Origin of the sequence: Micromonospora sp. NPDC005171 (assembly GCF_040608575.1) — a bacterium.
Classification (GTDB): domain Bacteria; phylum Actinomycetota; class Actinomycetes; order Mycobacteriales; family Micromonosporaceae; genus Micromonospora.
On record NZ_JBEXIM010000003.1, the window covers coordinates 317,974 to 342,017 of the forward strand.

Annotated in this window: 22 protein-coding genes, 1 tRNA gene, 1 other RNA gene and 1 pseudogene; 10 read left to right on the forward strand and 15 right to left on the reverse strand. The window is 70.5% G+C overall.

The annotated features are described in order from the left end of the window. Positions 1 to 22 precede the first annotated feature (22 nt). A complete protein-coding gene (locus tag ABZU74_RS08030) occupies positions 23 to 1,516 on the reverse strand; it encodes an MFS transporter (RefSeq protein WP_355419667.1) in 1,494 nt (497 codons plus the stop codon). A 107-nt stretch (positions 1,517 to 1,623) separates the two neighbouring features. On the opposite strand from ABZU74_RS08030, the gene ABZU74_RS08035 reads away from it, so the two are divergent. Both ABZU74_RS08035 and ABZU74_RS08040 read left to right on the forward strand, forming a co-directional pair. After that, a complete protein-coding gene (locus ABZU74_RS08035; protein ID WP_355419669.1) occupies positions 1,624 to 2,265 on the forward strand; it encodes an HNH endonuclease family protein in 642 nt (213 codons plus the stop codon). Continuing rightward, positions 2,259 to 2,648 carry a hypothetical protein gene (locus ABZU74_RS08040; RefSeq protein ID WP_355419767.1) on the forward strand — a complete coding sequence of 130 codons (390 nt, stop codon included), beginning with the start codon at positions 2,259 to 2,261 and terminating at the stop codon, positions 2,646 to 2,648. Before ABZU74_RS08035 ends, ABZU74_RS08040 begins: the two co-directional genes overlap by 7 nt. A gap of 74 nt (positions 2,649 to 2,722) precedes the next feature. Here ABZU74_RS08040 and ABZU74_RS08045 read toward each other — a convergent pair whose 3' ends face one another. The 7 genes from ABZU74_RS08045 to ABZU74_RS08075 form a co-directional block, all read right to left on the reverse strand. Then, complete coding sequence (locus tag ABZU74_RS08045; protein ID WP_355419671.1) at positions 2,723 to 3,823, reverse strand: oligopeptide/dipeptide ABC transporter ATP-binding protein; 1,101 nt, start codon at positions 3,821 to 3,823, stop codon at positions 2,723 to 2,725. Further along, positions 3,820 to 4,806 carry an ABC transporter ATP-binding protein gene (locus ABZU74_RS08050; protein ID WP_355419673.1) on the reverse strand — a complete coding sequence of 329 codons (987 nt, stop codon included), beginning with the start codon at positions 4,804 to 4,806 and terminating at the stop codon, positions 3,820 to 3,822. The genes ABZU74_RS08045 and ABZU74_RS08050 overlap by 4 nt, the downstream gene beginning before the upstream one ends. A 112-nt stretch (positions 4,807 to 4,918) precedes the next feature. Further along, positions 4,919 to 5,878, reverse strand: coding sequence for an ABC transporter permease (locus ABZU74_RS08055; protein WP_355419769.1), 960 nt, complete (start codon positions 5,876 to 5,878; stop codon positions 4,919 to 4,921). 65 nt (positions 5,879 to 5,943) lie between these two features. Beyond that, positions 5,944 to 6,951: an ABC transporter permease gene (locus ABZU74_RS08060; RefSeq protein WP_355419675.1), complete on the reverse strand. Its 1,008-nt coding sequence runs from the start codon at positions 6,949 to 6,951 to the stop codon at positions 5,944 to 5,946. 97 nt (positions 6,952 to 7,048) lie between these two features. Next, positions 7,049 to 8,722 (reverse strand): ABC transporter substrate-binding protein, encoded by a 1,674-nt coding sequence (locus ABZU74_RS08065; protein WP_355419677.1) that lies wholly within the window; start codon positions 8,720 to 8,722, stop codon positions 7,049 to 7,051. Between the two features lie 242 nt (positions 8,723 to 8,964). Next, positions 8,965 to 9,558 carry a recombination mediator RecR gene (gene recR, locus ABZU74_RS08070; protein ID WP_030328135.1) on the reverse strand — a complete coding sequence of 198 codons (594 nt, stop codon included), beginning with the start codon at positions 9,556 to 9,558 and terminating at the stop codon, positions 8,965 to 8,967. An 8-nt stretch (positions 9,559 to 9,566) separates the two neighbouring features. Further along, positions 9,567 to 9,875 (reverse strand): YbaB/EbfC family nucleoid-associated protein, encoded by a 309-nt coding sequence (locus ABZU74_RS08075; protein ID WP_007466279.1) that lies wholly within the window; start codon positions 9,873 to 9,875, stop codon positions 9,567 to 9,569. Positions 9,876 to 10,077: 202 nt separating this feature from the next. On the opposite strand from ABZU74_RS08075, the gene ABZU74_RS08080 reads away from it, so the two are divergent. Then, positions 10,078 to 10,773, forward strand: coding sequence for a DUF998 domain-containing protein (locus tag ABZU74_RS08080; RefSeq protein ID WP_355419679.1), 696 nt, complete (start codon positions 10,078 to 10,080; stop codon positions 10,771 to 10,773). Between the two features lie 62 nt (positions 10,774 to 10,835). Here the strand turns inward: ABZU74_RS08080 and ABZU74_RS08085 are convergent, their stop codons facing one another. Both ABZU74_RS08085 and ffs read right to left on the reverse strand, forming a co-directional pair. Next, the gene (locus ABZU74_RS08085; protein ID WP_355419681.1) at positions 10,836 to 13,937 is read right to left on the reverse strand and encodes a DNA polymerase III subunit gamma and tau; all 3,102 of its coding nucleotides are present in this window, start codon (positions 13,935 to 13,937) and stop codon (positions 10,836 to 10,838) included. A gap of 242 nt (positions 13,938 to 14,179) precedes the next feature. After that, positions 14,180 to 14,269, reverse strand: an RNA gene (gene ffs / locus ABZU74_RS08090) — signal recognition particle sRNA small type. A gap of 82 nt (positions 14,270 to 14,351) precedes the next feature. On the opposite strand from ffs, the gene ABZU74_RS08095 reads away from it, so the two are divergent. Beyond that, positions 14,352 to 14,436, forward strand: a tRNA-Ser gene (locus ABZU74_RS08095). A gap of 70 nt (positions 14,437 to 14,506) precedes the next feature. Here ABZU74_RS08095 and ABZU74_RS08100 read toward each other — a convergent pair. Beyond that, a complete protein-coding gene (locus ABZU74_RS08100) occupies positions 14,507 to 14,653 on the reverse strand; it encodes a hypothetical protein (RefSeq protein ID WP_355419683.1) in 147 nt (48 codons plus the stop codon). Between the two features lie 299 nt (positions 14,654 to 14,952). Further along, positions 14,953 to 15,300 carry a YbaB/EbfC family nucleoid-associated protein gene (locus ABZU74_RS08105; protein WP_355419685.1) on the reverse strand — a complete coding sequence of 116 codons (348 nt, stop codon included), beginning with the start codon at positions 15,298 to 15,300 and terminating at the stop codon, positions 14,953 to 14,955. 217 nt (positions 15,301 to 15,517) lie between these two features. Between ABZU74_RS08105 and ABZU74_RS08110 the strand changes: the two genes are divergently transcribed. Next, positions 15,518 to 16,354: a class I SAM-dependent methyltransferase gene (locus ABZU74_RS08110; RefSeq protein WP_355419687.1), complete on the forward strand. Its 837-nt coding sequence runs from the start codon at positions 15,518 to 15,520 to the stop codon at positions 16,352 to 16,354. Positions 16,355 to 16,411: 57 nt separating this feature from the next. Here ABZU74_RS08110 and ABZU74_RS08115 read toward each other — a convergent pair whose 3' ends face one another. Further along, positions 16,412 to 16,654, reverse strand: a complete 243-nt coding sequence (locus tag ABZU74_RS08115; RefSeq protein ID WP_355419689.1) for a flavin reductase — start codon at positions 16,652 to 16,654, stop codon at positions 16,412 to 16,414. A gap of 191 nt (positions 16,655 to 16,845) precedes the next feature. Here ABZU74_RS08115 and ABZU74_RS08120 point away from each other — a divergent pair, with 191 nt between their 5' ends. Both ABZU74_RS08120 and ABZU74_RS08125 read left to right on the forward strand, forming a co-directional pair. Further along, positions 16,846 to 17,613, forward strand: a complete 768-nt coding sequence (locus ABZU74_RS08120; RefSeq protein ID WP_355419691.1) for a helix-turn-helix transcriptional regulator — start codon at positions 16,846 to 16,848, stop codon at positions 17,611 to 17,613. After that, complete coding sequence (locus tag ABZU74_RS08125) at positions 17,604 to 17,795, forward strand: DUF397 domain-containing protein (protein WP_355419693.1); 192 nt, start codon at positions 17,604 to 17,606, stop codon at positions 17,793 to 17,795. The genes ABZU74_RS08120 and ABZU74_RS08125 overlap by 10 nt, the downstream gene beginning before the upstream one ends. A 347-nt stretch (positions 17,796 to 18,142) precedes the next feature. Here the strand turns inward: ABZU74_RS08125 and ABZU74_RS08130 are convergent, their stop codons facing one another. After that, entirely contained in the window at positions 18,143 to 19,960 is a 1,818-nt protein-coding gene (locus ABZU74_RS08130) for a hypothetical protein (protein WP_355419695.1), read from the reverse strand. A 24-nt stretch (positions 19,961 to 19,984) separates the two neighbouring features. Here ABZU74_RS08130 and ABZU74_RS08135 point away from each other — a divergent pair, with 24 nt between their 5' ends. After that, a complete protein-coding gene (locus ABZU74_RS08135; protein WP_355419697.1) occupies positions 19,985 to 20,539 on the forward strand; it encodes a hypothetical protein in 555 nt (184 codons plus the stop codon). A gap of 92 nt (positions 20,540 to 20,631) precedes the next feature. Continuing rightward, positions 20,632 to 21,126: a hypothetical protein gene (locus ABZU74_RS08140; RefSeq protein ID WP_355419699.1), complete on the forward strand. Its 495-nt coding sequence runs from the start codon at positions 20,632 to 20,634 to the stop codon at positions 21,124 to 21,126. 120 nt (positions 21,127 to 21,246) lie between these two features. Here ABZU74_RS08140 and ABZU74_RS08145 read toward each other — a convergent pair. Continuing rightward, a pseudogene (locus ABZU74_RS08145) lies at positions 21,247 to 22,818 on the reverse strand (carboxylesterase family protein); the annotation flags it as partial. Positions 22,819 to 22,988: 170 nt separating this feature from the next. On the opposite strand from ABZU74_RS08145, the gene ABZU74_RS08150 reads away from it, so the two are divergent. Further along, complete coding sequence (locus ABZU74_RS08150) at positions 22,989 to 23,924, forward strand: TetR/AcrR family transcriptional regulator C-terminal domain-containing protein (RefSeq protein WP_355419701.1); 936 nt, start codon at positions 22,989 to 22,991, stop codon at positions 23,922 to 23,924. Positions 23,925 to 24,044: the final 120 nt, after the last annotated feature.

The window sequence follows — 24,044 nt, forward strand, 5'->3', positions numbered from 1 at the left end:
GCTGCGTCCCCGGGGTGGTTCGCTACCTCGGGGGCGTGGCGGCGGGCAGCGAATGGCAGGGCTGGGACGGCGGGGCTTTCCGGGGCGGTCGGTGGACCAGCACGAGGGCCAGCACCGCCCCGGCCACGAGCAGCCCTGCGCACCACTCCATCGCGGCCCGGAACGCGTCGGTCAGCTCGGCCTTCTGCTCGTACCCGCCGCCGGAGAGCCCGACCAGCAGCGGCAGCGCCGCCACCGCGAGCAGGCCGCCGGCCCGGGACGCGGCGTTGTTGAACCCGCTGGCCACCCCGGAGAACCGGTCCTGCACGGCGGCCAGCACCGACGCAGTCAGCGGCGCCACCACCAGGGTCAGGCCGATGCCGAAGAGCAGCACCCCGGGCAGCACGTCCCGCCAGTACGACGCGCCCGGTCCGACGCCGCGCAGCAGCAGTAGGCCGACGGCGGCGATCACCGGTCCGATGGCGAGCGGCAGCCGGGGGCCGATCCGCGCGGACAGCGCACCGGCCCGGGCGGACCCGACCAGGAGCAGCAGGGTCATCGGCAGCAACGCGATGCCGGTGCGGAAGGCCGACCACTCGACGACGTTCTGCAGGTAGACGGCGAAGAAGAAGGTGAAGCCGCCGAGCGCCGCGTAGACGACGACTGTGAACAGGTTCAGCACCGAGAAGAGGCGGCTGCTGAACAGCCCGGTGGGCAGCATCGCCGCGTCGCCGCGCCGCCGCTCCAGCAGCACGAAGGCCACCGCGGAGAGCACCCCGACCACTGCCGCGATCAGCACCTCGGCGGAGTCGAACCCGCGGGCCGGCGCGTCGATCAGGGCGTAGGTGACGCCGGCGAGCGCGAGCGCTCCGAGCAGGGCTCCGGCGACGTCGAACCGGCGTCGGGTGCGGCCCTTTCCCTGGGTCCGGGAGGCGCTCTCGTCCCGGCTCTCCGGCACCCAGCGCAGGGCGGCCAGCAGCACCAGCACGGCGATCGGCAGGTTGAGGAAGAAGATCCAGCGCCAGGAGAGCGCGTCGATCAGCCAGCCTCCGATGAACGGGCCCAGCGCGGTGGACACCCCGGACAGTCCGGCCCAGGCGCCGATGGCCCGGCCCCGGTCGTCGGGGTGGAAGCTCGCCTGGAGCACCGACAGCGACCCGGGCGTGAGCAGCGCGCCCCCGGCGCCCTGGAGGAACCGGGCCCCGATCAGCCAACCGGTGCCCTGGGCGAGCCCACACAGCACGGAGGCGGCGGTGAACCAGACCACGCCGATGAGGAAGACTCGTCGCCGGCCGAAGCGGTCCCCGAGCGCACCACCGAGCAGCACGAACGCCGCGAGCATCAGCAGATAGCCGTTGATGGTCCATTGGAGATCGGCCACGTTCGCGCCGAGGTCCTGGCCGAGTTTCGGCAGCGCCACGTTGACGACAGTGCTGTCGAGGAAGACCATGCCAGAGGCGAGTACGGCGGCGAGCAGCGTGCCCCGGCCGGCGGTGGTGCCCATCCGGAGGGCGGTCGCCGGTACGGGTGCGGTCATCCCACCAATCTGCCCTGCATCATGTGGGAGACGCCACGAAACGCCGAAACCGTGCCCGGGTACTGTGCGCAATCGCCGGGAGCCCCCAAGCTGGAGAGGTGTCGTCTGTGCGTACCAGATCAGGACCGCGAGCGGCGGTGGCCGCGCTTGCCGCGGCGCTGGCGCTCGGCGTGGCCGGTTGCGTCCCGCAGGATGAGCCGACCACGCCGCCGCCGAGCGACGGCGGCGGCAACGCCGCGGAGCAGCTGAGTGAGCTCACCGTCGCTACCGCCGGCTCGATGAAGGGCTACAGCCGGGAGCGTTTCCCGCACTGGCGGGACACCGGCAAGAACTGCGATGTCCGGGACAGCATCCTCCAACGCGACGGCAAGGACGTGAAGCTCTCCGGCTGCAACGTGGTCGGTGGGCGTTGGGAGAGCGTGTACGACGGTCGCAGCTTCTCTGATCCCTCCGACGTGGACATCGACCACATGGTGCCGTTGGCCAACGCGTGGCGTTCGGGTGCCGACGAGTGGGACAACGCGAAGCGTGGCGATTTCGCCAACGACACCACACGTCCGCAGCTTTTCGCGGTTTCCGCCTCGTCGAACCGGGCAAAGGGTGACCAGGACCCGTCGCAGTGGAAGCCGGCAAACCGATCTTACTGGTGCAAATACGCCCAGGACTGGGTGACGGTCAAGCACTACTGGCGGCTGACGGTGACCAGCGCCGAGAAGGCCGCCCTGACCGACATGTTGGAGGGCTGTTGAGTGGGGAGCGATTCGTGACCGCCGCCGAGGAGAGTGGCCCGTCCGCCGCCGGCATGACCGCCGACGGCACCGCCGAGACCCCCGCCGCCGTGCCGGGTGCCGGCATGGTCGCGGATTCGGGCGGCCCGGCCGGCCCGCAGAGCCGCACCACCGACATCGTGCCCGGCCCCGGTGGTGTGATGACCGACGAGGTCGGCGTCGTCACCGGGGACCTGACGCTGCGCACCGAGTACGCGGACGGCAAGGTCACCCTGCGGGTGCAGTACAAGGACGCGGACGAGTGGTACGCGGTGACCGGCACATCGGTGACGCTGGCCGACCCGGCCGGGTTGGACGCGGTGCACGGCGTCGCGGTGGGGCTGCTGAACCGCCCCGAGGGCTGAGCGTGCCCACACCGGATTGAGCTGCCCGCGTCGCGGACCAGGGGCCGTCCGGTACCGAACGGCCCCTGGCGGCGTCACGGAGTCGGGATCAGCTCGCCCGGCGGGTCGACCGGGCCGGTGCCGTCGGTCGGGCGCACCAACTCCACCTCGACCTCGTGTGGCCGGATCCGGCCGGCCGCTATGTCCTCGGCGAAGTGGCAGGCCACCCGATGCCCGCCGACCACGTCACGCAGTTCCGGCCGCTCGTCGGCGCACCGGGTCGGCTGCGCCCACGGGCACCGGGTGTGGAACCGGCAGCCCGACGGCGGGTTGGTCGGCGAGGGCAGGTCGCCCGCAAGAAGGATCCGCTCTCGACGGTCCTCCACCACCGGGTCGGGTACCGGCACCGCGGACATGAGCGCCCGGGTGTAGGGGTGCATCGGCTCGCGGTAGAGGTCGTCGCTGGACGCCTCCTCCACCAACCCGCCCAGGTACATCACGCCCACCGTGTCGGCGATGTGCCGGACCACCGCCAGATCGTGCGCGATGATCAAATACGTCAGGCCGCGCTCGTTCTGCAGATCCTCGAGCAGGTTGAGCACCTGGGCCTGGATCGACACGTCCAGCGCGGAGACCGGCTCATCGGCGACGATCAGGTCCGGGTTGAGCACCAGTGCCCGCGCAATGCCGATCCGCTGGCGTTGGCCGCCGGAGAACTCGTGCGGGTACTTGCTGAGGGCTGACGCCGGCAGGCCGACCGCCTCCAGCGTCTCGCGCAGTCGCCGGTTCGTCTCCGCCTTGTCGCCGGCCAACCCGTGCGCCTTGAGGCCCTCCACCAGCAGGGACTCGACGGACTGTCGGGGGTCGAGGCTGGAGAGCGGATCCTGGAAGATCATCTGCATTCGGCGGCGGGCCTTCCGCATCGCCTCGCCCTTGAGACCGCGCACGTCGATGCCGTCAAAGACGATCTCGCCATCGGTGGGCTCGACGAGCCGCAGCAGGCCACGGCCCAGCGTCGACTTGCCGCAGCCCGACTCACCGACCAGGCCGTAGGTCTCACCCTTGCGGATGCTCAGCGACACGCCGTCCACGGCGTAGACATATCCGACGGTCCGGTCGAAGAGCAGGCCGCTCTTGATCGGAAAGTGGACCTTGACGTCGCGCAGCTCGAGCAGCGGAGTGGTCTCTTCGGTCATCGGACCGCCACCTCCTCGGAGACGGGGTTGTTGCAGCGGAGGTCACCACCGCTGGCGGTGGGTTCGAGCGGCGGAGGCCCTTCCAGGCACGCGTCCACGACGTTGTCGCACCGCGGCGCGAAGGCACACCCCTCGACCCACGGGATGTTGTCGCCAACCGACCCACGGATCGCGTGCAGCCGCTCACCGCGCGGTGAGTCGAGCCGGGGCACCGAGTTGAGCAGCCCGTGCGTGTACGGGTGCCGGGCGTGCGCGAACAGCTCGTGCCGTCGCGCCCGTTCGACGACCTTGCCGCCGTAGAGCACGTTCACGGTGTCGCACAGCCCGGCCACCACGCCCAGATCGTGCGTGATCATGACCAGCGCGGTGCCGGTGTCGTCGACCAACTGCTTGAGCAGGGTGAGGATCTGCGCCTGGATGGTCACGTCGAGCGCCGTGGTCGGCTCGTCGGCGATCAGCAGCCGAGGCTTGCAGGCCAGCGCGATGGCGATCAGTGCGCGCTGGCGCATTCCACCGGAGATCTGATGCGGGTACTCGCTGAGTCGCCGCTGTGGATCGGGGATACCGACCGCGTCGAGCAGGTCCCGCGACTCTCGCAGCGCCTGCTTGCGGTCGCGGCCCTGGTGACGCTCCAACACCTCGGCGACCTGGATGCCGATCGGGATGACCGGATTCAGCGAGGAGAGCGGGTCCTGGAAGATCATGCTGATCTCCCGGCCACGCCGGTCGCGCATGTCGTCCGGCCGCAGCTTGAGCAGGTCGGTGCCGTCGAAGAGCACCTCCCCGGTGACCTTGTTACCCCGCTTGGGCAGCAGGCCCATGATGGCCAGGCTGGTCACGCTCTTGCCGCAGCCAGACTCCCCGACCAGGCCGACGGTCTGCCCGGGCTCCACTGTGAAACTGACCTTGTCGACGGCGGTGAACGGTCGTTCGCCTCGCCGCTGGAACACGACGCTCAGGTCACGGACGTCGAGCAGGCTCATCGGGTCACTTCCTCACTGCTGTGGTTCTTCGCTCGCGACTGCGGGCCTCGCAAGCTCACTCCCCGCGCTCGCCGAAGGCGGACGCCAATCGTGCTGGTTGCGCGCACGGTGGTCACCGCCGGTTCTTCGGGTCGATCGCCTCGCGCATCGCCTCACCCAGCAGGGTGAAGCCGAGCGCGACCACGATGATCGCGAGCGCGGGGTAGTACGCCAACTCCGGGCGGACCTCGAAGTAGCGCTGACCGTCGACGCCGAGCATCAGACCCCACTCGGCCCGGTTGATGTCCGGGTCGCCGAGACCCAGGAAGGAGAGCGCCGCGGCGTCCAGGATGGCCACCGCGAACGTCAGGGTGGCCTGCACGATCACCGCGGTCAGCGAGTTGGGCAGCATGTGCCGCAGCACGATGTTGTGCTCCTTGACGCCGAGCGCGCGGGCGGCGAGCACGTGATCGCTCTCCCGCTGGGCCAGCATCGAGCCGCGCAGCAGCCGGGCGAAGATCGGCACACTCACGATGGCCACCGCGAAGATGACAGTCCACTGGCTCGACCGGCTCGCCATCGCGACCAGGGTGATCGCGAGCAGCAGGCTCGGCAGGGCCAGCATCACGTCGGTGAGGCGCATCAGCACCACGTCGACCCAGCCGCCGAAGGCGCCGGCGATCGCGCCGATCAGCACGCCGAGCACGAGACCGATGAGGGTGGCGAGCACGCCCACGAAGAGCGTCTGCCGGGCCCCGTAGATCATCCGGGACAGGAAGTCCCGGCCGAGGGGATCGGAGCCGAACGGGAACCCACTGCTGGCCCCCGGGATGGTGTCCACGGTGAGGCCCTTGGTCAGCTCGTCGAAGCGCTGCACCGGGTCGTGCGGTGCGATCAGCGGAGCGAAGATCGCCACCAGGACGAACAGCCCCACGATGACGCCCCCGACGATGGCCACCGGGTTACGCCGCAGCCGGCGCAGGGCGTCGCGGACGAGGCTGATCCCGCCCCGGTCGGCGGCACTCGCCTGGGCCAGTTGGTCGAGCCGTGCCCTCTTGCGGTCGCCGAGCAGGCCGATGCTGCGCTCGCTCATGCCGGGACGTGGCTTGTCGTCCCCGGGGCGGGGAGCCGGCGTGCCGGCCTGGGTGATCGGGTCACTCATCGCACACGCACCCTCGGGTCGATGAAGGCGTAGGAGAGGTCGACCAGCAGGTTGACCACCACGAAGACCAGCGCGGCCAGCAGGATGATCGCCTGGAGCACCGGGTAGTCCCGGCCGCCACTGATCGAGTCGGTGATCAGCGTGCCGATGCCGCCCCAGTTGTAGACCTTCTCGGTGAGCACCGCGCCGGAGAGCAGCGCACCGGTCTGCAGGCCGATGGTCGTGACCACGGGCAGGAGCGCGTTGCGCAGGATGTGCCGCCCGCGGATCGTACGGTGTCGCAGACCCTTGGCCTCGGCGGTCCGTACGTAGTCCTCGTTCAGGACGTCGAGCACGCTGGCCCGGGTAATCCGCACGATCACCGCCAGCGGAATGGTGGCGAGCGTGATCGCCGGCAGGATCAGGTGCCACAGTGCGTCCGCGCTGGCGTCGAACTCCCGGGTCAACAGGCCGTCGAGCACGAAGAATCCGGTGACGTTCGTGTTCTCCAGTCCGGTGGTGAGCCGCCCGGACGGCGGGAACCAGTGGATGTTCTGGGTGAAGACGTCCTTGAGCAGATAGCCCAGGAAGAAGATCGGGATGGAGATGCCGAGCAGGGTGCCGGCGATGGTGAGGTTGTCCGGCCACCGTCCGCGCCAGCGGGCGGCGAGGTAGCCGAGCGGCACACCGAGGCCGACGGCGATGATCATCGCGGCGATGGCCAGCTCGATGGTGGCCGGGAAGGCGCGGGCGATCACCTCGGTGACCGGGTCACCGGTCCGGATCGAGTTGCCGAAGTCGCCGGTCACCACCCGCTGCATGAACTTGCCGTACTGCACCAGGATCGGCTGGTCGTAGCCGAGCGCCTTGGTCAGCAACACGCGACGCTCGGGCGTGGCCCGCTCGCCGAGCAGCGCCTCGACCGGACCGCCGGGCAGGTTCCGCAGCCAGACGAAGATCAACGCCGACAGCGCTATGAGGGTCACCACCAGCTGCAACAGGCGGCGGACTATGACTCGCAACATCTCTCACACACCAGACTCTCAAAGATCGCGGATCGGCCCGGGCCGGGAGGAACCCCGGACCCGGGCCGATCACGCCTACGGCCTCAGCCGAGGGACGTCACTTGCTGATGCTGACCGTGTTGAATCGCTCGTCGGTCAGCGGGCTGGCCACCAGGCCCTTGACATCCTTGGTGACGACGATGGCCGGCGGGGCGTGCCAGACCGGCACGGCCGGCAGCCACTTGGCGGCGATGTCCCGGTTGACCTGCTCCCAGGCTGCCTTCTTGCCCGCGTCATCGACGGTGCCGTCGGCCTTGGTGATGGCGTCGAACATCTCGGTCATCGACTGGTCGCCGAACTCGGCCTTGGCCCGGCCGAAGAACGTGCCGACGAAGTTGCCCGGGTCGTTGTAGTCACCGGTCCAGCCGAGGATGTGCAGGTCGTGCTTGCCGAACTGCTGCACGTCGTCCTTGAAGCCACCGTTCCACGGGCGCGGCACACCGTTGACCTTGATGCCCACGGCCTGCAGGTCGTTGGCGAGGACGGTGAAGATCTCCTGCGGGTTCGGCATGTACGGCCGGGAGACGTCCGGCGGGTAGTAGAAGTTGAGCGTCAGACCCTCGGCGCCAGCCTCCTTGAGGAGCTGCTTGGCCTTCTCCGGGTTGTACTCGTACTTCTGCACGTCCGGGGCGTAGCCGAGCACGGTGTCCGGCAGGAACTCGTCGGCGACCTTCGCGCCACCCGGGCCCTTGGTCTGCACCAGCTGCTGACGGTTGAGCGCGTAGGCGATCGCCTGGCGCACCCGCAGGTCCTTCAGCTTCGGGTTCTTCTGGTTCAGGCCGAGGTAGAGGATGTTGAACGCCGGGCGGTTGATGACCTGGAAGCCCTCACCCTCCAGCGCCTTGCGGTCGGCCGGGGCCGGGAAGTCGATGCCCTGGACGGTGCCGGCACGAAGCTCCTGCTTGCGGGTGCTCTCGTCCTTGATGATCTTGATGATCATCTTGTCTACCTTGGCCTTTTCGCCGTAGTAGTCCGGGTTCCGGTTCAGGGTGATCTCGTTCTTGGCCTTGTCCCAGCCACCGAAGGTGAACGGGCCGGTGCCGACCGGGTTGGTGGTGGCGAAGGCGCTGTACTCGAACGAGTCGCCGTTCTGCTTCACCGTGTTGGCGTCGTACTTCTTCAGCGCCTCCGGGCTCGCGATCGAGAGCGAGGTCAGCGCGAACGCACCCGGGAAGGCGCCCTTGTACTGGTTCAGCGTGACGACCGCGGTGCCGTCGCCCTGCGCCTCACACTTGTTGTAGACCGGCTTGCCGGCGGCCTCGTTCTCGTTCTTGGCGAAGCCCCCGAAGACGTCCATGTAGTAGATCATCTGGGACTGGGCGGCAGCGCCCTTCATGTTGTACCAGCGGTCGAAGTTGAAGCAGACCGCGGCGGCGTTGAACGGCGTACCGTCGTGGAACTTCACGCCCTGGCGGAGCTTGAACGTCCAGACCTTGCCGGCCGGGTCGTGCTCCCAGCTCTCAGCCAGGCCGCCCTGAAGCTCAGCGGTGCCCGGCTTGTGGCTCACCAGGGTGTCGAACATCTGCCGGACCGGCCGGAACGACTCACCGTCATCGTTGAAGATGGGATCGAAGTTCTTCGGGTCACCGGCACCCGCGAAGATGAAGGTGCCGCCAGTCTTGGCCTCGCCACTGTCCCCGTCGCGCTCGCTCTCCGCGCAGCCGGCCGCGCCGACCGCCAGAGCGGCAACGGCCGCGATGGCCACAGCCGTTTTAAGCCTTCTCGCCTGCATCTCTCACCTCTGTCATGCGCATGACCACCCGAGTTGTGGCTCGGTCCGTGTGCGGGAGGCTATGACATGTCACACGTGAAGGGAAACGGCCGGGAGGCAATCGCTACCAAGCCGACACCTTCCGCGGGGGTCTGACAGTCCACGGCACGGCGGATGCATGGGGCGACACATCGATCCGTGTACGGCCGGATGCCGCGGAGGGTGGCACCGTCGCCGACGGCACCACCCTCGCAAGTACGGCCTCAGACGGCCCGGCGACCCTCGAAGGCTCGGCCCAGGGTGATCTCGTCGGCATACTCCAGGTCGCCGCCGACCGGCAGCCCACTGGCCAGCCGGGTCACCGAGATGCCCATCGGCTTCACCATCAACGCCAGGTAGGTGGCGGTCGCCTCGCCCTCGGTGTTCGGATCCGTGGCCAGGATCAACTCCCGCACCCCGCCACCACCGAGCCGGATCATCAGCTCCCGGATGCGCAGATTGTCCGGACCGATCCCCTCCAGCGGATTGATCGCGCCACCCAGCACGTGGTAGCGACCGCGGAACTCACCCGTCCGCTCGATGGCCACCACGTCCTTGGGCTCCTCCACCACGCACAGCACCTCGTCGGTGCGGCGCGGGTCGCGGCAGATCCGGCACTGCTCGGACTCGGCCACGTTGTAACAGGTCGTGCAGAACCGCACCAGCTCCTTGACCTTGCGCAGCGCGCCGGCCAGCCGGTTGACGTCGGCCGGATCAGCCGAGAGGACGTGGAACGCGATCCGCTGAGCGCTCTTCGGGCCCACGCCCGGCAGCCGCCCCAGCTCGTCGATCAGATCCTGGATGGCACCTTCGTACATCTGCCGGCTCAGAAACCGGGCAGGCCGAGGCCGCCCATGCCGCCGGCGACCGGGCCCATCTTGCGCTCGGTCAGCTCCCGGGCCGCCTCGGCGGCGTTGTGCACAGCCGCGACGACCAGGTCCTCAAGCGTCTCCACGTCGTCCGGGTCGACGGCCTTCGGGTCGATCTTGATGGCCTTGAGCTCGCCGGAGCCGGAGACGGTCGCGGTGACCAGCCCACCACCGGCGGTGCCGGTCAGCTCGGCCTCGGCCAGCTCGGCCTGGGCGGCGGCGATCTGCTGCTGCATCTTCTGCGCCTGCTTCAGCATCTGCTGCATGTTCGGCTGTCCACCTGGGCGCACGGGATGGCTCCTTCTCGCACTCGTCTGCTCGACCGCCGACCAGCCTATCCGCTGGGACCGACCTCGCCCCGCCCGGTGCGTCCGCCCACGCCGAACCTTCCGGGTACGGCTACCACTACCCCGAACCGGCCATCTGGGGGTAGTGCGCAGGGAGCCGTCGCACTGGTCTGCTCGTGGCATGAACCTCAACCGCACCGGCCGGGTCGGCGCGCTGTGCTGGCTCGCGGCCGCGCCCATCTTCCTCGTCGCCAGCCTGATCACCGGGCTGCGGTGGCGCAAGCCGACCTACAGCTGGGCCACCCACAACATCAGCGACCTCGGCAACGCCCACTGCGGGATCTGGGACACCACCCGCCCCCGCTACGTCTGCTCACCGTGGCACCCACTGATGAACACCGCGACACTGGCCACCGCCGTACTGCTCGTCGTCGGGCTCCTGCTGACCTGGCAGATCCTCGGCCGCGGCCCGGTGGTGCGCTCGGCCCAGACACTGCTGCTGCTGGCCGCCGGCGGCTACGCCCTGGCGGCCGTCTACCCGGCCGACGTCGACGAGAACCTGCACGTCCTCGGCGCATTCCTGATCATGGGGTTGGGCAACATCGGCCTGCTCCTCGCCGGATTCGCACCACACAGCACGACGCTCGGTCGGTGGCGACGGCTCACCCTCACCGCCGGGCTCATCGCGCTGGTCGGGACGGTGCTGTTCTTCGCCCAGCAGGGCCCAGGGATCGGCGTCGGCGGCATGGAACGGGTAGCCGTCCTACCCTTCCCACTCTGGGCCTGCGCCCTGGGTGTCCTGCTGGCCGAAGCCCCCGCCCCCGCCCGCACCCCCGCCCCCGCCCGCGTCGATCATGGAGTTGTGGTGCCTGAATAGACCAGCGATGGGGGATTTGCCACCCACCACAACTCCATGATCGACGGTGCCGGGCGGGGCTGTTAGCGGGCGTCGACCTCGTTGATCTTCTCGGCGCCGAAGGTCTCCCGGAGCAGCCGTACCGCCTGCTCCTCGCTGGACTCCCGCGCGGTCTTCTCGTCGATGATCTCGTCCAACGGCTCGTCGCCCGGGTCGAACCCCTCAAAGGCCGGGGCCGCCGCCGCACCGCCGGGCCGGCCGGCCCGCGCCGGGCCGTCGAAGTCCGGGTCGTAGGGCGGCTCGCCGGCCCATTCGGCGTCCGCGACAGGCCGGGCTGCCGCTCCGGTACGCGCACCGCGCCCCGCCGCCGCCGCGCGAGCCGCGGCGATGGCACTGCTCACCGGTGCACCACCGGCTGTCGCCGGCTGCCGGGCCGCCGGTGTCGGGTTACCCCGCCCGCCCGGCTTACCGCCACCGGCCGCCGCCCCGGGACCGCCCGAACCGCCCGGCCCGGTGCCGCTCGCGCCACCGCCGTTGGGGTTACCGCCGTTGGAGCCGCTGCCGTTCGTGCCGCCGCCGTTGGGGCCGCCGCCATTCGGGCCGCCGCCATTCGTGCCGGTCGACGCCGCTGCGGACGAGTCGTTTCCGGCCGACGCGCCGCCGGGTCGGGCGGCCTCCGGCCAGTCCTCGTCATCCGTCGCCTCGGTGGCCGGGGCACCGCCGCCGGGGCGGGCAGCCTCCGGCCAGTCGCCCTCGTCGTCCGCCGCCGGAGCGGACGACGTTGCACCCTGCCGACCGGCACCGTGACCACCGGAACCCGCGCCGCCACCGCCATGCGAAGCCGGGCCGGCAGCGCCGGTCGGGTTCACCGCGGTGGGCGGGGCGTTGGTCGGCCTGGCAGCGGCGGTCGGGGCGTTGGATGCCACAGTCCCCGGTCCGGCGGCGTTCGCACTTGGCGCGGCGTTCGCACTTGGCGCTGCGTTGGAGCCAGGAACGACGTTCGAGCCTGACGCGGGGTTCGCGCCTGACGCTGCGCTGAAGCCCGGCGCGGCGTTTGAGCCCGACGCGGCGTTTGAGCCCGACGCGGCGTTTGAGCCCGACGCGGCGTTTGAGCCCGACGCGGCGTTTGAGCCCGACGCGGCGTTCGCGCCTGGCACGGGGCTCGCGCCTGGCACGGGGCTCGCGCCTGGCGCGGGGTGCGAGCCAGGCGCGGCTGGCGGCGCACTCGTCGGGCCGGCGGCCGTCGGGGTCGCGGCGGACGGCGTGGCCGGCGGGGTGGCGGGTCGGGCCGGTGCGGCGGGTTGCGAGCGGGCTGAGCCGGACAGCGACACGCCACCGCGCTCGCCGGCCACCTCGCACCGGATCTGCCAGCGCCCGCCCAACTCCTCGTAGAGCGCGTCGGTGAGCACCGCCGCGTGGTCGGCCATCATCTTGGCCAGCACTGTGGACTTCACCGTCAGCACCAGCATGTCGCCGTCGAGTTCGCGGACCACAGCATCGCGCATCAGAGCGGCGATCCGCTTGTTGGTCCGGTTGACCTTGCCGACCACGTCGGGCCAGACGCGGCGGACCGCGACCGCGTCCAGCGCGGCGGCCGGCGCGCCCGGTCGGGGCGGCGCGGGCGTGGCCGGGTCGGGCAACACCGCCGACGGTGGCACCACGCGGCGCGGGGCCGGCCCGGCGGGCGAGACGGGTACGGCCTGGTCGACGGGGGCGGTCGACGCACCGGGGGACGCCGGGATCGGCGAGTCGGCCGCCGAGACGTACGAGGCCGGTGCACCGGAGGTCGGAGCGGGCGAGGCAGGTGCCCCGGTGGCCGAAGCAGCCGGGGCGGGAGCGCCCGAGGCAGCGGCGCCCTGGGCCGGGGACACCGCCGGGTCGACCGCCCACGGCGGTGCGGAGGTCGGGGCGTTCACGGGTGCCGGGGTGGCGGCAGCCGGGACCGGGGTGGCTGGCTGTGGGCGTACCCCTGGGTGGTTGGTCGGCGCGGAGCCGGCGGCGGCTGACGGCGTGTCGGTGCCGCCCAGGGTGAGCCGACGTTCCATCCGCTCCAGGCGCTGGAGGAGGCCGCCGGTGGAGTCGTCCACGCCGGGCAGCAGCATCCGGGCGCAGATCAGCTCCAGCAGCAGGCGGGGCGCTGTGGTGCCGCGCATCTCCACCAGGCCGTCGTGCACGATGTCGGCGCAACGGGAGAGCGTGGCCGGGCCGAGTTGCGAAGCCTGGGCGGCCATCCGCTCGATCTGGTCGGCCGGGCCGTCGATCAGGCCCTTCGCGGCGGCGTCCGGCACCTGCTGGATCACGATCAGGTCGCGCAGCCGTTCCAGCAGGTCGGAGGCGAACCGGCGCGGGTCGTGCCCGGCCTCGGCGACCCGGTCGACGGTGGCGTACGCGGCGGCGCCGTCCCCGGCGGCCAACGCGTCGCACATCTCGTCGATCAGCGCGGCGTCGGTGACGCCGAGCAGGGCGGCGGCCCGGGCGTAGGTGACGCCCTCCGGGCCGGCACCGGCGATGAGTTGGTCGAGCACCGAGAGGCTGTCCCGCATGCTGCCCCCACCGGCGCGCACCACCAGCGGGAAGACCGCCGGCTCGACGGCGACGCCCTCGGCCTGGGTGAGCTGCTCCAGGTACGGCCGGACCACCTTCGGCGGGTACAGCCGGAACGGGTAGTGGTGGGTCCGCGACCTGATCGTGCCGAGGACCTTCTCCGGCTCGGTGGTGGCGAAGATGAACTTGACGTACTCCGGAGGCTCCTCGACCAGCTTGAGCAGGGCGTTGAAGCCCTGGGTCGAGACCATGTGCGCCTCGTCGATGATGTAGATCTTGAAGCGGCTGCGGGCCGGCGCGAAGAACGCCTTCTCGCGCAGCTCGCGGGCGTCGTCGACACCACCGTGGCTGGCCGCGTCGATCTCGATGACGTCGATCGAGCCGGCGCCGTCGGTGGTCAGCGAGCGGCAGGACTCACACTTGCCGCACGGCTCAGGGGTGGGGCCCTGCTCACAGTTGAGCGAGCGGGCCAGGATGCGGGCGCTGGAGGTCTTGCCGCAGCCGCGCGGCCCGGAGAAGAGGTAGGCGTGGTTGAGCCGCCCACTGCGCAGCGCCTGCGACAGCGGCTCGGTGACCTGCTCCTGGCCGATCATCTCGGCGAAGGTGCGCGGCCGGTACTTGCGGTAGAGCGCCAGCGTCACTCGTCCCGCCTCCTCTCGACCGAGCCATTCTGCGCCGGTCGGGCGCGGGTGACCACCCACCACCCCGGGGCGCCTGGGCCTTCGGGCTTGATCGACTCGGCTTTCCGGCCGCCGGGCCTGATCGACTCGACTTCCCGGACCGCCGGGCTTGATCGACTCGACTTCCTGGAAACCGCTGTGTCCGGGTGGCCGGGACACCGCGACATCACGGATGCCGAGTGGATCAACCGGCCCACAGACAAAAAGGCCTCCCGTGCACCCGGCAGAGCTCGCTTATCCTTGCTGCCTTCCGGCCCTGGGGAGGTTCACGAGATACCGCCGCACGGGAGGTGACGCCAAGCCTACCCGACCGCCCGTCGATCTTCAGGGGGTGGTGGGGTGGCCCGGCCGACACGGGCCTGTATCCTGGCTCGCGGAGGATTCGCCTAGAGGCCTAGGGCGCACGCTTGGAAAGCGTGTTGGGTTTACACCCTCACGAGTTCGAATCTCGTATCCTCCGCTCGCCTGAGCAGCACCAACGACAGGGCCGGCCCCGACGGGACCGGCCCTGAATCGTCTGTGCTGTGGCGTCAGCCCACCACCTGGACGTGTTCCGCGCCCTGCGCCGAGAACCACGCCTCCAGCTCGGCGCCGCCGAGGGACCGGGTCGCTTCCTCGTCGACGAGGACCGGGCCGACGACGGCACCCTTCGCGCCCTCGAACTGGCAGCCGAACATCCTCGATCGTGTTGTCGGAGTCCACGTCGGCGTTCGCGTAGTTGTCGGCGGTGGTGCCCAACCCCTTCACGACCAGGGACAGGTTCTCCTCGGCGTAGGCGATCAGCTCGTCCTGCCGGGTGTGCCGGCCCTCCAGAATCCCGGAGATCCACCCGCACAACAGCCCGTACGCGGCGTCGTCCTGGGTGATGTTCGAGCTGGCGTTCTTGACCGCGTCGAAGCGGGCGCGCAGCGCCTCGATGTTGCGGGCGTGCTGGCGGTTCTGTTCGGCGTCGACCTCGAACCCGCCGCTCACCGACTTACCACCGGCCGTGCGGCTCGTCCGGGCCGCCAACCGAGGGCTCGGCATCGCGCAACTGCTGCCCGACGCGTTCGGCGATCGCTCGCGCGGCGGGCGAATCGGTGCCGAGGGTGTCGCCGATGATCTCCTGAGCGCGGTCGGCCAGTTGTCGTTTGGCTACGGCGATCGTGGTCATGATCGTCCGGGCCACGACATCGGGGGCGACCCGTTGCACTCGCTGACCCAATGTCAGATCGACCAGCGCACCCACGGAGTCGACGGTGACCTCGACCAACCCGTTGCCGTCGGCGGCCGTTACCCGCAGTTCCTGGATGCGCTCGCTCATCACGTCGGTGGCGGTCGCCAACTGGTCCAGGCGACCCTTCCACTCGGCGAGCCGATCCATGGCGCCGCCCGGGTTCAGCAGCCCATCAGCGTGTGGAACCTCGGCCGTCATGTGTCCCCTCGGTCGCTCAAGGTGATCATGCTTAGCTGAGCGAGATTAACATGTGAGGGCCCGCACGATTGTCCACCTGCGAGTCGGTGACTGCCCGCACGCCCTGCCCTGTGGTGTCATCGACGGCGTGACCGACGCGATGTGGGAGTGGGACGAGACCTTGTACGCGGGCAGCTCCAGCCACTACACCGTCGGCCGGATGCCCTATCCGCCCAGCCTCGCCGAGGCGATCGGGGCCGCACTCGGCCTCGACGGCACCGGCCGTCTCCTTGATGTCGGCTGCGGCCCCGGATCGGTGACGCTGCTGCTCGCGCCCCTGTTCGAGGCGGCGGTAGGCGTCGACGCGGACCGGGACATGCTCGTCGAGGCTCAGCGCAGAGCCGACGAGGTCGGGGCCAGCAACGTCGAGTGGCGGCACCTGCGCGCCGAGGCCCTGCCGGCCGACCTGGGTACGTTCCGGGTGGTCACCTTCGCCCAGTCGTTCCACTGGATGGATCGACCGCTCGTGGTTGGTCGTGTCCGCGACATGCTCACGCCCGACGGGGCCTGGGTCCACGTCGGCGCCATTACGCATCAGGGTGTGACCGGCGACGACCCGTTGCCGTACCCCCGACCGCCCTGGCAGCGGATCGACGAGCTGGTGGCGAGCTACCTGGGGCCGGTCCGCCGGGCCGGGCAGGGGTCGCTGCCGACGGGCACCCCGTCCGGTGAGGGGGAGATCATGCGCGCGGCCGGCTTCACCGGCCCCACCCGGATCACCGTCGAACAGGGGATGGTGGTGCAGCGCTCGGTGGACGAGATCGTCTCGGCGGTGTTCTCGCTCTCCAGTGCGGCACCACACCTGTTCGCCGACCGGCTCCCGGCCTTCGAGGCGGACCTGCGCCGACTCGTGACCGCCGCGGCACGGAACGGCAGCTTCGCCGAACGACGAAGCGACATCGAGGTGGCGATCTGGCGCCCCTGACGCTCGACCAAGCGCGGGCCCCTCACGCTCGACCAAGCGCCCTCGCCTGACGCTCGATCAGGCGCGGGCGCGGGCCCAGGAGAGGAAGCGGTCGGTCAGTCGAGCCGGCTCGACGTCGGTGAGGTGTTCACCGGCCTCCGTTTGCAGCGTCGCCAGGTAGACCGTCAACGCGAGCCGGTCGTGCCGGTATTCGCCGAGCAGCCGCAGCTTCGCCGCCGAGCAGGGCCAGGCGATGCCGCACGCGGCACAGCGCCAGGTGGGTCGGGTCGGCAGGTGGTTCCGGTAGCGGCGGCGGGGCACGGGCCGACCTCCTTCGTGGTGGACGGGGGCCGCCCCCGTTGGGGCGACCCCCGGACTGACGCCGGCCGCCGGGCTCCTGCGCCTCCACCGGTCGCGCCGTCTTCTGTGGACCACCCTCGGGTGAGTCACGAGACAGATACACCGCGTAGCGATATGGTCGTCAGATATTCAGGACATCTGATGGAGGAGTCGTGAACGACGCGCTTCGGGTGGCGCTCAGCGACACCGGGCACACCACCGAATCCCTCGCCGAGACCGTCGGCGTCGACCCGAAGACCGTAGGGCGTTGGTTGACGGAGGACCGCATCCCGCATCCGCGGCACCGACTGGCGGCCGCCGAGGCACTCCACAAGGACGTGTCGGACATCTGGCCGGACACTTCACGACGTCGTGACCCCATCTGGTTCCGTCCGTGGCAGGAGATCGAGCGCGAAGCGGTGTCGCTTCGCTGGTTCGAGTCGACCGTGCTGCCGGGGTTGCTCCAGACCGAGGCGTACGCCCGCGCGGTGCTGGGCGGCGCGGGCCTGATCCCCCGGGGTGAGATCGAGCGGCATCTCACGGTCCGGCTCGGCCGGCAGGGCGTGCTCAAGCGCGACGACCCGCCGCAGTTCACGGCGGTCGTCGACGAGGCGGTCATCCGCCGCCCGGTGGGCGGCCGGTCGACGATGCGCGAGCAACTGTTGGCCGTGGCGGCGGCGTGCGTCGAGCCGCACATCCGGGTGCACGTCGTGCCCAGCACGGTCGGCGCCTATGCCGGCCTCAACGGGCCGTTCGTGATCGCGCACAGCCACGACCACCGGGTCGCCGGCTACCTCGACAACCAACTTCAGGGACAAGTCGCTAGCGACCCCGAGGACATCGCCGCCATGATGGCGGCATGGGAGAACGTGCGCGGGGAGGCGTTGTCCCACACGCAGTCGGTCGAACTCATCCAGGAGGTGGCGGAGTCATGGAGCTGAACGGCGCCCGGTGGCGCAAGAGCAGCCGCAGCAGCGGCAACGGCGGCGCCTGCGTCGAGGTCGCCGACAACCTGCCCGGCGTCATCGGCGTACGGGATTCGAAGGACCCGACCGGCCCGGCGCTCGCCTTCGCGCCAGCGGCCTGGCGCGCGTTCGTCACCGACTTCGCCCGGCGGGCCTGAACGGCCTCGACGACCGTCGCAGTTCCGACCGCTACCCGGCCCTGACGGCCCGGATGCGGCCCACCCCCTCAACTTCGTCGAGATCTTGGACAGTTTCCGTTCGGGCGGCGGAACGGAAACTGTCCAAGATCTGGGGGCTTGATGCCGGAAGGCTTGATGGGCGGGCACCGTCGTACCGGTAGGGGCCGGTGCAACCGCCTGTCCGCCGGGTTCGACCGTCGCCGACAGGCCGGTCGAGCGTCGCGGGCGGGCCGGTCGACCGTCGGCGGGCGGCACGCTCACGGCCGGGACTCGCGCGAACGCCCGGCCGGCCCATGACAGACCGACCGGGCGTTGCTGTGCACAGCTCAGAACAACCCGCCGCCGCTCTGCGGCCCGGCGATCCGGAGACCGTAACGCTGGAGCCCGATGATCTCCGCCCGCTCGGACCGGCCACTCCACGTCTTGTTCTGCGGTACGAGCCCGCTGGCCGAACCGTAGAACGGATTGATCACTCCGGACGGGTACCCGCCCTGGTCACCGCTGACCTCTTCCCCGGGCGACGCCACGACGGCGTCGAGCCCGCCGGTGCGGTCAAGGTTCAGCAGGGCGACGGTGGAGCCGAACTTGTCGCCGTTCTCGGACCCGTCCGGGACGGCCGAGTGGTTTTGGTCGAACGCCTGGGCACCGGCCCCCGTCAGCCCGGTGGCGGACCCCTTGAGCAGGGTGACGCTGCCGGCCGCGGTCCGGGAACCGATTTGGTCGCCGGGCGCACCGACGAGCACGTCCGCCCTGCCGTCGCCAGTCACGTCGCCGACCGCGAGCGCACCGCCGAAGTATTCGTCATTCCCAGGATCTCCCGGTACGCCGGCGGTGCGCTGCGTGATGATCTGCACCCCGCTGCCGGACAGGCCGCTGGCCCGGCCGGTGAAAGCCGCGACGAGGCCGCCATTGATGTGCGGGGTCTGGGCGCCGGGGGCTCCGGCGATCACCTCGCCCAACCCGTCGCCGTTCACGTCGCCAACCGCTAGTGCGTCGCCCAGGTACCACGCGACGGTGTCGGTCCCATCGTTCGTCTGCACCACCGAACCCGTGACCGAGGTGGCGCCGGTCAAGGACACGCCGCTCGGCGAACCCCACATCAGGGTGACCATGCCACTGCCGTCCCAGCTCACGCCGTCGTTCTCCCGAGGAGTGCCGATGACCAGGTCGTGGTACTTGTTGTTGTCGACCTTTCCGATCGCGAGCGTGTAGCCGAACTGGTCGTTGCTCTCAGCCGCGCCGGGCACCGCAGCCAGGTCCTGCTGCAGGTGCTGCGCCCCAGTGCCTGTGAGGCCGGCCGACCCGCCGAAGAGGACGGTGACCGCGCCGGCGGTCGCCTTGCTTCCAATCGCCTCTCCGAAGGCACCGATGGCGAGGTCGTCGCGGCCGTCCCCGTTGATGTCACCGGCCGCGAGTGCAGCACCGAATCGGTCGAGGTCCTCTGGACTGTCCGGAACACCCGGCGAATCCTGGTTGAAGTGGATTGCCGAGTCCACAGCCAGGCCAGTGCCACTACCCGGAATGACCCAGACTCCGCCGGCGTGGGTCTTGTTCTTGGGATCCGGCTCGTCAGGGTTGCCGATTGCCAGGTCGTCGAAACGGTCGCCGTTGAAGTCCCCCGTCACGAGCGCCAAGCCGAAACAGACGCAGCCGCCGCCTTCCCCCAGGACGCCCATGAGGTAGTCAACCTTCGGGGCCGAGGAGTAGCGCACGTTGACCACGCCGGCGGGCTCCTTCGGCACTGTGTAATCGGACGGGTCGCCGGTGGCCGCGATGTCGTCGACACCGTCGCCGTCGAAGTCGGAGCGGCCGACACCCGCGCCCCGAAAATGGGTCGGCGTCTTCATCCAGGACACCTTGTGGTGTTGAAGAACGACGCCGTCGCGGGTGATGGTCCGGACCCCTTCCGCCGCCTTCGCGGGGGCGCTGAGTACCAGGCTGGCCAGAACTGTGGGAAGAATGAGAAAAGCTGCGCTTCGCCGCATATAGACCCCGTTTCGATAGGCGCGCCTCGACACCATAGGCGGGCGGTTAGGTTGCCGAAATGAGACGAACGGGTAGTGGGCTGGAGGGGCGGGCGCGGACGACGGGTACGGTCCGGGAGCCGACGGGCCCGGGATCCGTCGTACACATGTTCTATCCACAGGCTGTGGACGGCGGAGGGCTCGATGGGTTACCAGCTCAGCGCGGTGGTCGCGGACGCTGAGCTGCTCCGCGAGCAGACCGCCGAGCTGGATCACGCGGTCCTCGGCGAGCTGCGCCAGGACTTCGCGTTGCTGCCGGTCACCCCGCAGTTGGTGATCGAGTTGACCGGGTCTCTGCCGGATTTCGCGACGGACGACCGGAGCGTCGCACGACCGTTCGGCCTGGTGTTGTCGACGGCGTTGGTCGAGGTGCTGACCCGCTGGTCACAGTCGGGGCCGGTGGCCTACCTGGAGGCGGAGTTCGGTGGTGGCGTGGGCTACCAGTCGGCGGCGGTGTGGTTGGGCGGGGCGCTGTCCTGGGGGCCGAGCTTCGACGACGAGTTGGACGCGCCGCGCGAACAGTGGCCGATCAACGGGGCACTGACCCGACTGGGTGTCGAGCCCGGCACGTGGATCGACCCGTTCGCCGAACTGGGGTTGCACCTGGAGCGGAACACCGACGGCTGGCTGGCCCACGGGCGGCGTCGACTCAGTGCCGACTACTGGGACGAGCTGGTCGAACAGTGGGAAAACCAGTAATCCGGCCATCGGCAGCAACCTGAGCGCTCCCGTTCCGTTGGGGACTGGGGGATTCCATGAAATTGCGACAATTTGCGTTTATAGCCATGCTGATGACGGCCGCCTCGATCGCTGGCAGCGGCGTACCGCCAACCGGGCCGATCCCGGAGGGCCGACCCGCCGGCAGCGTGGAGATCATCGACCTGAACGGCCTGCGGAACATCGAGTTCGGCGCCACCGAAGACGAGCTGACCCGGCGCGGCATCCTGCGCACCAGCCTGGATGCCTGCGGGCCGGTGCTCGCCGGCCACGACACGGTCAGCCCGGTCTTCATGGAGGACAAACTCGTGCTGCTCTGGGTCGGCGAACCGATGCGGACACCGGAGGGCATAACGGCGGGCTCGCCGGTCGCCCAGGTCTGGAACCGCTATCCAGAGGTCAGCCGACTTCGCGCTCCACAGGGGACACACCGCCTCGACGGGCTACTCGCCCGCAGCGGCGACCGTGCGTACCTGTTCCTGCACGACGGGCGCACGGTCCGGAAAACCATCGCCGGGTACGCGGACTGGGCCCGCCGCCTCTTCGACGAGGGTGCGGGCCCGTGCTGACCAGAAGTCGTACGAGTGCGCCGCCGCGAAATCCGTCCTGCCCGATCCGCCCCCACCGGCGAACACCCGCACGTACGGGGCGTCAGGGCGCAGCCGAGGCCAGCCCGCCCGACCGGTGCGGGCGAAGTCGCTCCAGGTGCGGACCATCTCGTCGGAGAGCCGCCGCTGGGTCGGAGTGAGCGCCTCGGCATAGTCGACAGTGAAGAGGTACGGCAGCTCAGCGCAGTGGTACGCCCCGGTGGCGAACGTCGGTTCGGGTCCTTCGGTGAAGAACGGCGCGTCCTCGTCGGCGAACTCGTACCCGAAGGTCGGCACCCGCCGCGCGAATGCCAGCGAGGCGGAGTAGATCGGCTCGGCGTAGTCGTGATCGGTCAGCACCGCGCCCAACGTCACGCTGGCGGGTTGCCCCGGGTCGCGCGGGTAGCGGGCCAGCACCTCCTCCGCGTGGTCACCGAACATGGCCCGCACCTGGTCGCGGTACTGGTCATCGGTGAGCGGACACGACTCGGGCTCGGACGACGACTCGGGGTCGAACGACGGCTCGGGCTCGAACGACAGCTCGGGCTCGGACGACAGCTGCGGCCGCGAGGGCGTCGGCAGTGGTTGCGACGAGGGCGCCGGGCAGTTGAGCCCGACCCGTTCCATCCCCCACACCACGAGCCGGGACTCGTCCCGGTTCATCCCGGTCAACACCGGCACCCGATGCAGCCTCCCGGTGGTCAGCGCATCGGCCGGGTCCACCGGCAACGTGTGGCCGTCGACCACCGGGCCGAGGTCGACACCCGCTCCGGGATAGCCGACCGTCTCGACCAGCCGGGCGGGGGTACGTTCGCGCAGGCAGGTGGCGACCACAGCCGTGTCGGTGCAGCCGATCCTCCGAGCGAACTCCTCGGCCGCCGCGATCGCCTCGGCCCGGGTCTGGACCGGGTTGGCACACGAGTTGCTCTGGATGATCGCGCGGTGGAACAGGCCAGCGGAGCGCGGCGCGGCGAGCTGAGCGCAGACGCTTGTCGCCCCGGCGGACTGGCCGAATAGTGTGACGTTGCCCGGGTCACCGCCGAAGGCTGCCGCGTTGCGTCGTACCCAGCGCAGTGCGGCCTGCTGATCCTGCAACCCGAAGTTGCCGGTGATCCCGTCCCGACCGGCCAGCGCCGGATGCGCCAGGAAACCGAGCGCGCCGAGCCGGTAGTTCACCGTGACGACGATGACGTCACCACCGGCCGCAAGCTGCTGCCCGCCGTACCCGTCGGCGCTGCCGAACCGGAAGTCCCCGCCGTGCAACCAGACCATGACCGGTCGAGGCGTTCGTGCCGAGGAGCGCGGGGTGGTGACATTCAGGTAGAGGCAGTCCTCGGACTCCGAGGGTGTGTCCATCGGCAGCCCTTGCAGTTGCGCGCAGACGGCACCCGGCCGGGTCGCGTCGCGTACTCCGGTCCACGTCGGACCGGGCTCCGGCGGCGCCCAACGCAGCCCGCCCAGCGGCGGACTTGCGTACGGAATGCCCTGGAACGAACGGTGGTCGGCCGCGACGGTCCCCCGCACCGCGCCCTGGTCGGTCCGGACGACGGTAGCGCCCCGGCGGTCGTCGCCGGCCGCGGCCGGACCGACGGCCATCGCCGGGCCGGCGAGGACGACAGCGCCCAACGTGACGACCCATCGGGGGTACGGGATGCTGGTCATGACTCTCCCCATCTGTCGGTGCCGGTACGGCGTACGCACCGGGCTGCGCTGAGCATGTCGAGCTGACAACCACCCGGCCAGGGAGCTCTAGTACGCGGCGGCAGGAAGCGCGCGACCATCGACGGGGCACCTGTCGGTGCTCTAGTGCGCTACGGTCACCGCGAAGCTGGCGGGAGGCGACCGTGGCGGAGATCGACGAGGGCACTCCCCCTTACCTGCGCATCGTCGGGGAGTTGCGACGGCGCATCATGGCGGGCGAGCTGGGCCCCGGCGATCGGGTGCCGTCCACCCGGCAGATCGTCCGGGAGTGGGGCGTCGCCATGGCGACCGCCAGCCGCGCGCTCACCGCGCTGCGGCAGGAGAGCCTGGTGCGGGCGGTGCCGGGTGTGGGCATGGTGGTGACCGGCGCGGAGCCGACCGCGCCGAGTCGGGGCGCGCCGACCGGCGGTCGACGCCTTCCGGCTCAGGGGCTGACCCGCGACCAGCTGGTGCGGACCGCCATGAAGATCGCCGACGCCGAGGGGTTGCCGGCGCTGGGCATGCGGCGCATCGCGATGGCGTTGGACGTCCCCACCACGTCGCTGTACCGGCAGGTCCGGGGCAAGGAGCAGCTTCTCGTGCTGATGGCGGACGCGGCGTTCGCCGCGCACCGGTTACCGCGCACGTTCCCGCCCGGGTGGCGAGCCCAACTGGAGTTGCTCAGCCGGCTTCAGTGGTCGATCTACCGGCGGCATCCCTGGCTGGCCCAGGTCATCTCGCTGACCCGCCCACTGATGGCACCACACGCAGTCGCGCACACCGAGTGGGCGCTGCGCGCCCTCGCCCGGCACGGGCTGGACCAGCACACCAAGCTCCACCTGGTGGTCGTCCTGGCCAACCACGTGCGTGGCACCGCCGTGAACCTGGAGCGGGAGGCCGAGGCGGAGCAGGACACCGGCCTGACCGACGACGAGTGGATGACGGCCCAGGCCGACGTGTTCGGTGGATTGCTCGCGGCGGGCGAGTTTCCGCATCTGGCCCGACTCAGTCGGACAGCGGTAGATCTCAACGTCGAGAGCCTCTTCGAATTCGGCCTGCAACGGCTGCTCGACGGGGTGGAGCGGCTGCTCGAACGCTGAGCGCTCAGGCCGGGTCGGTGGCTTGGTCGGGCAGCCGCGCCCCGGACGCGGCGGTGAAACCGGCGAGCGCGATCTCCGCCGCCTGTCGCAGGTCCTCCCTGCTGACTCCTTCCAGCCTGG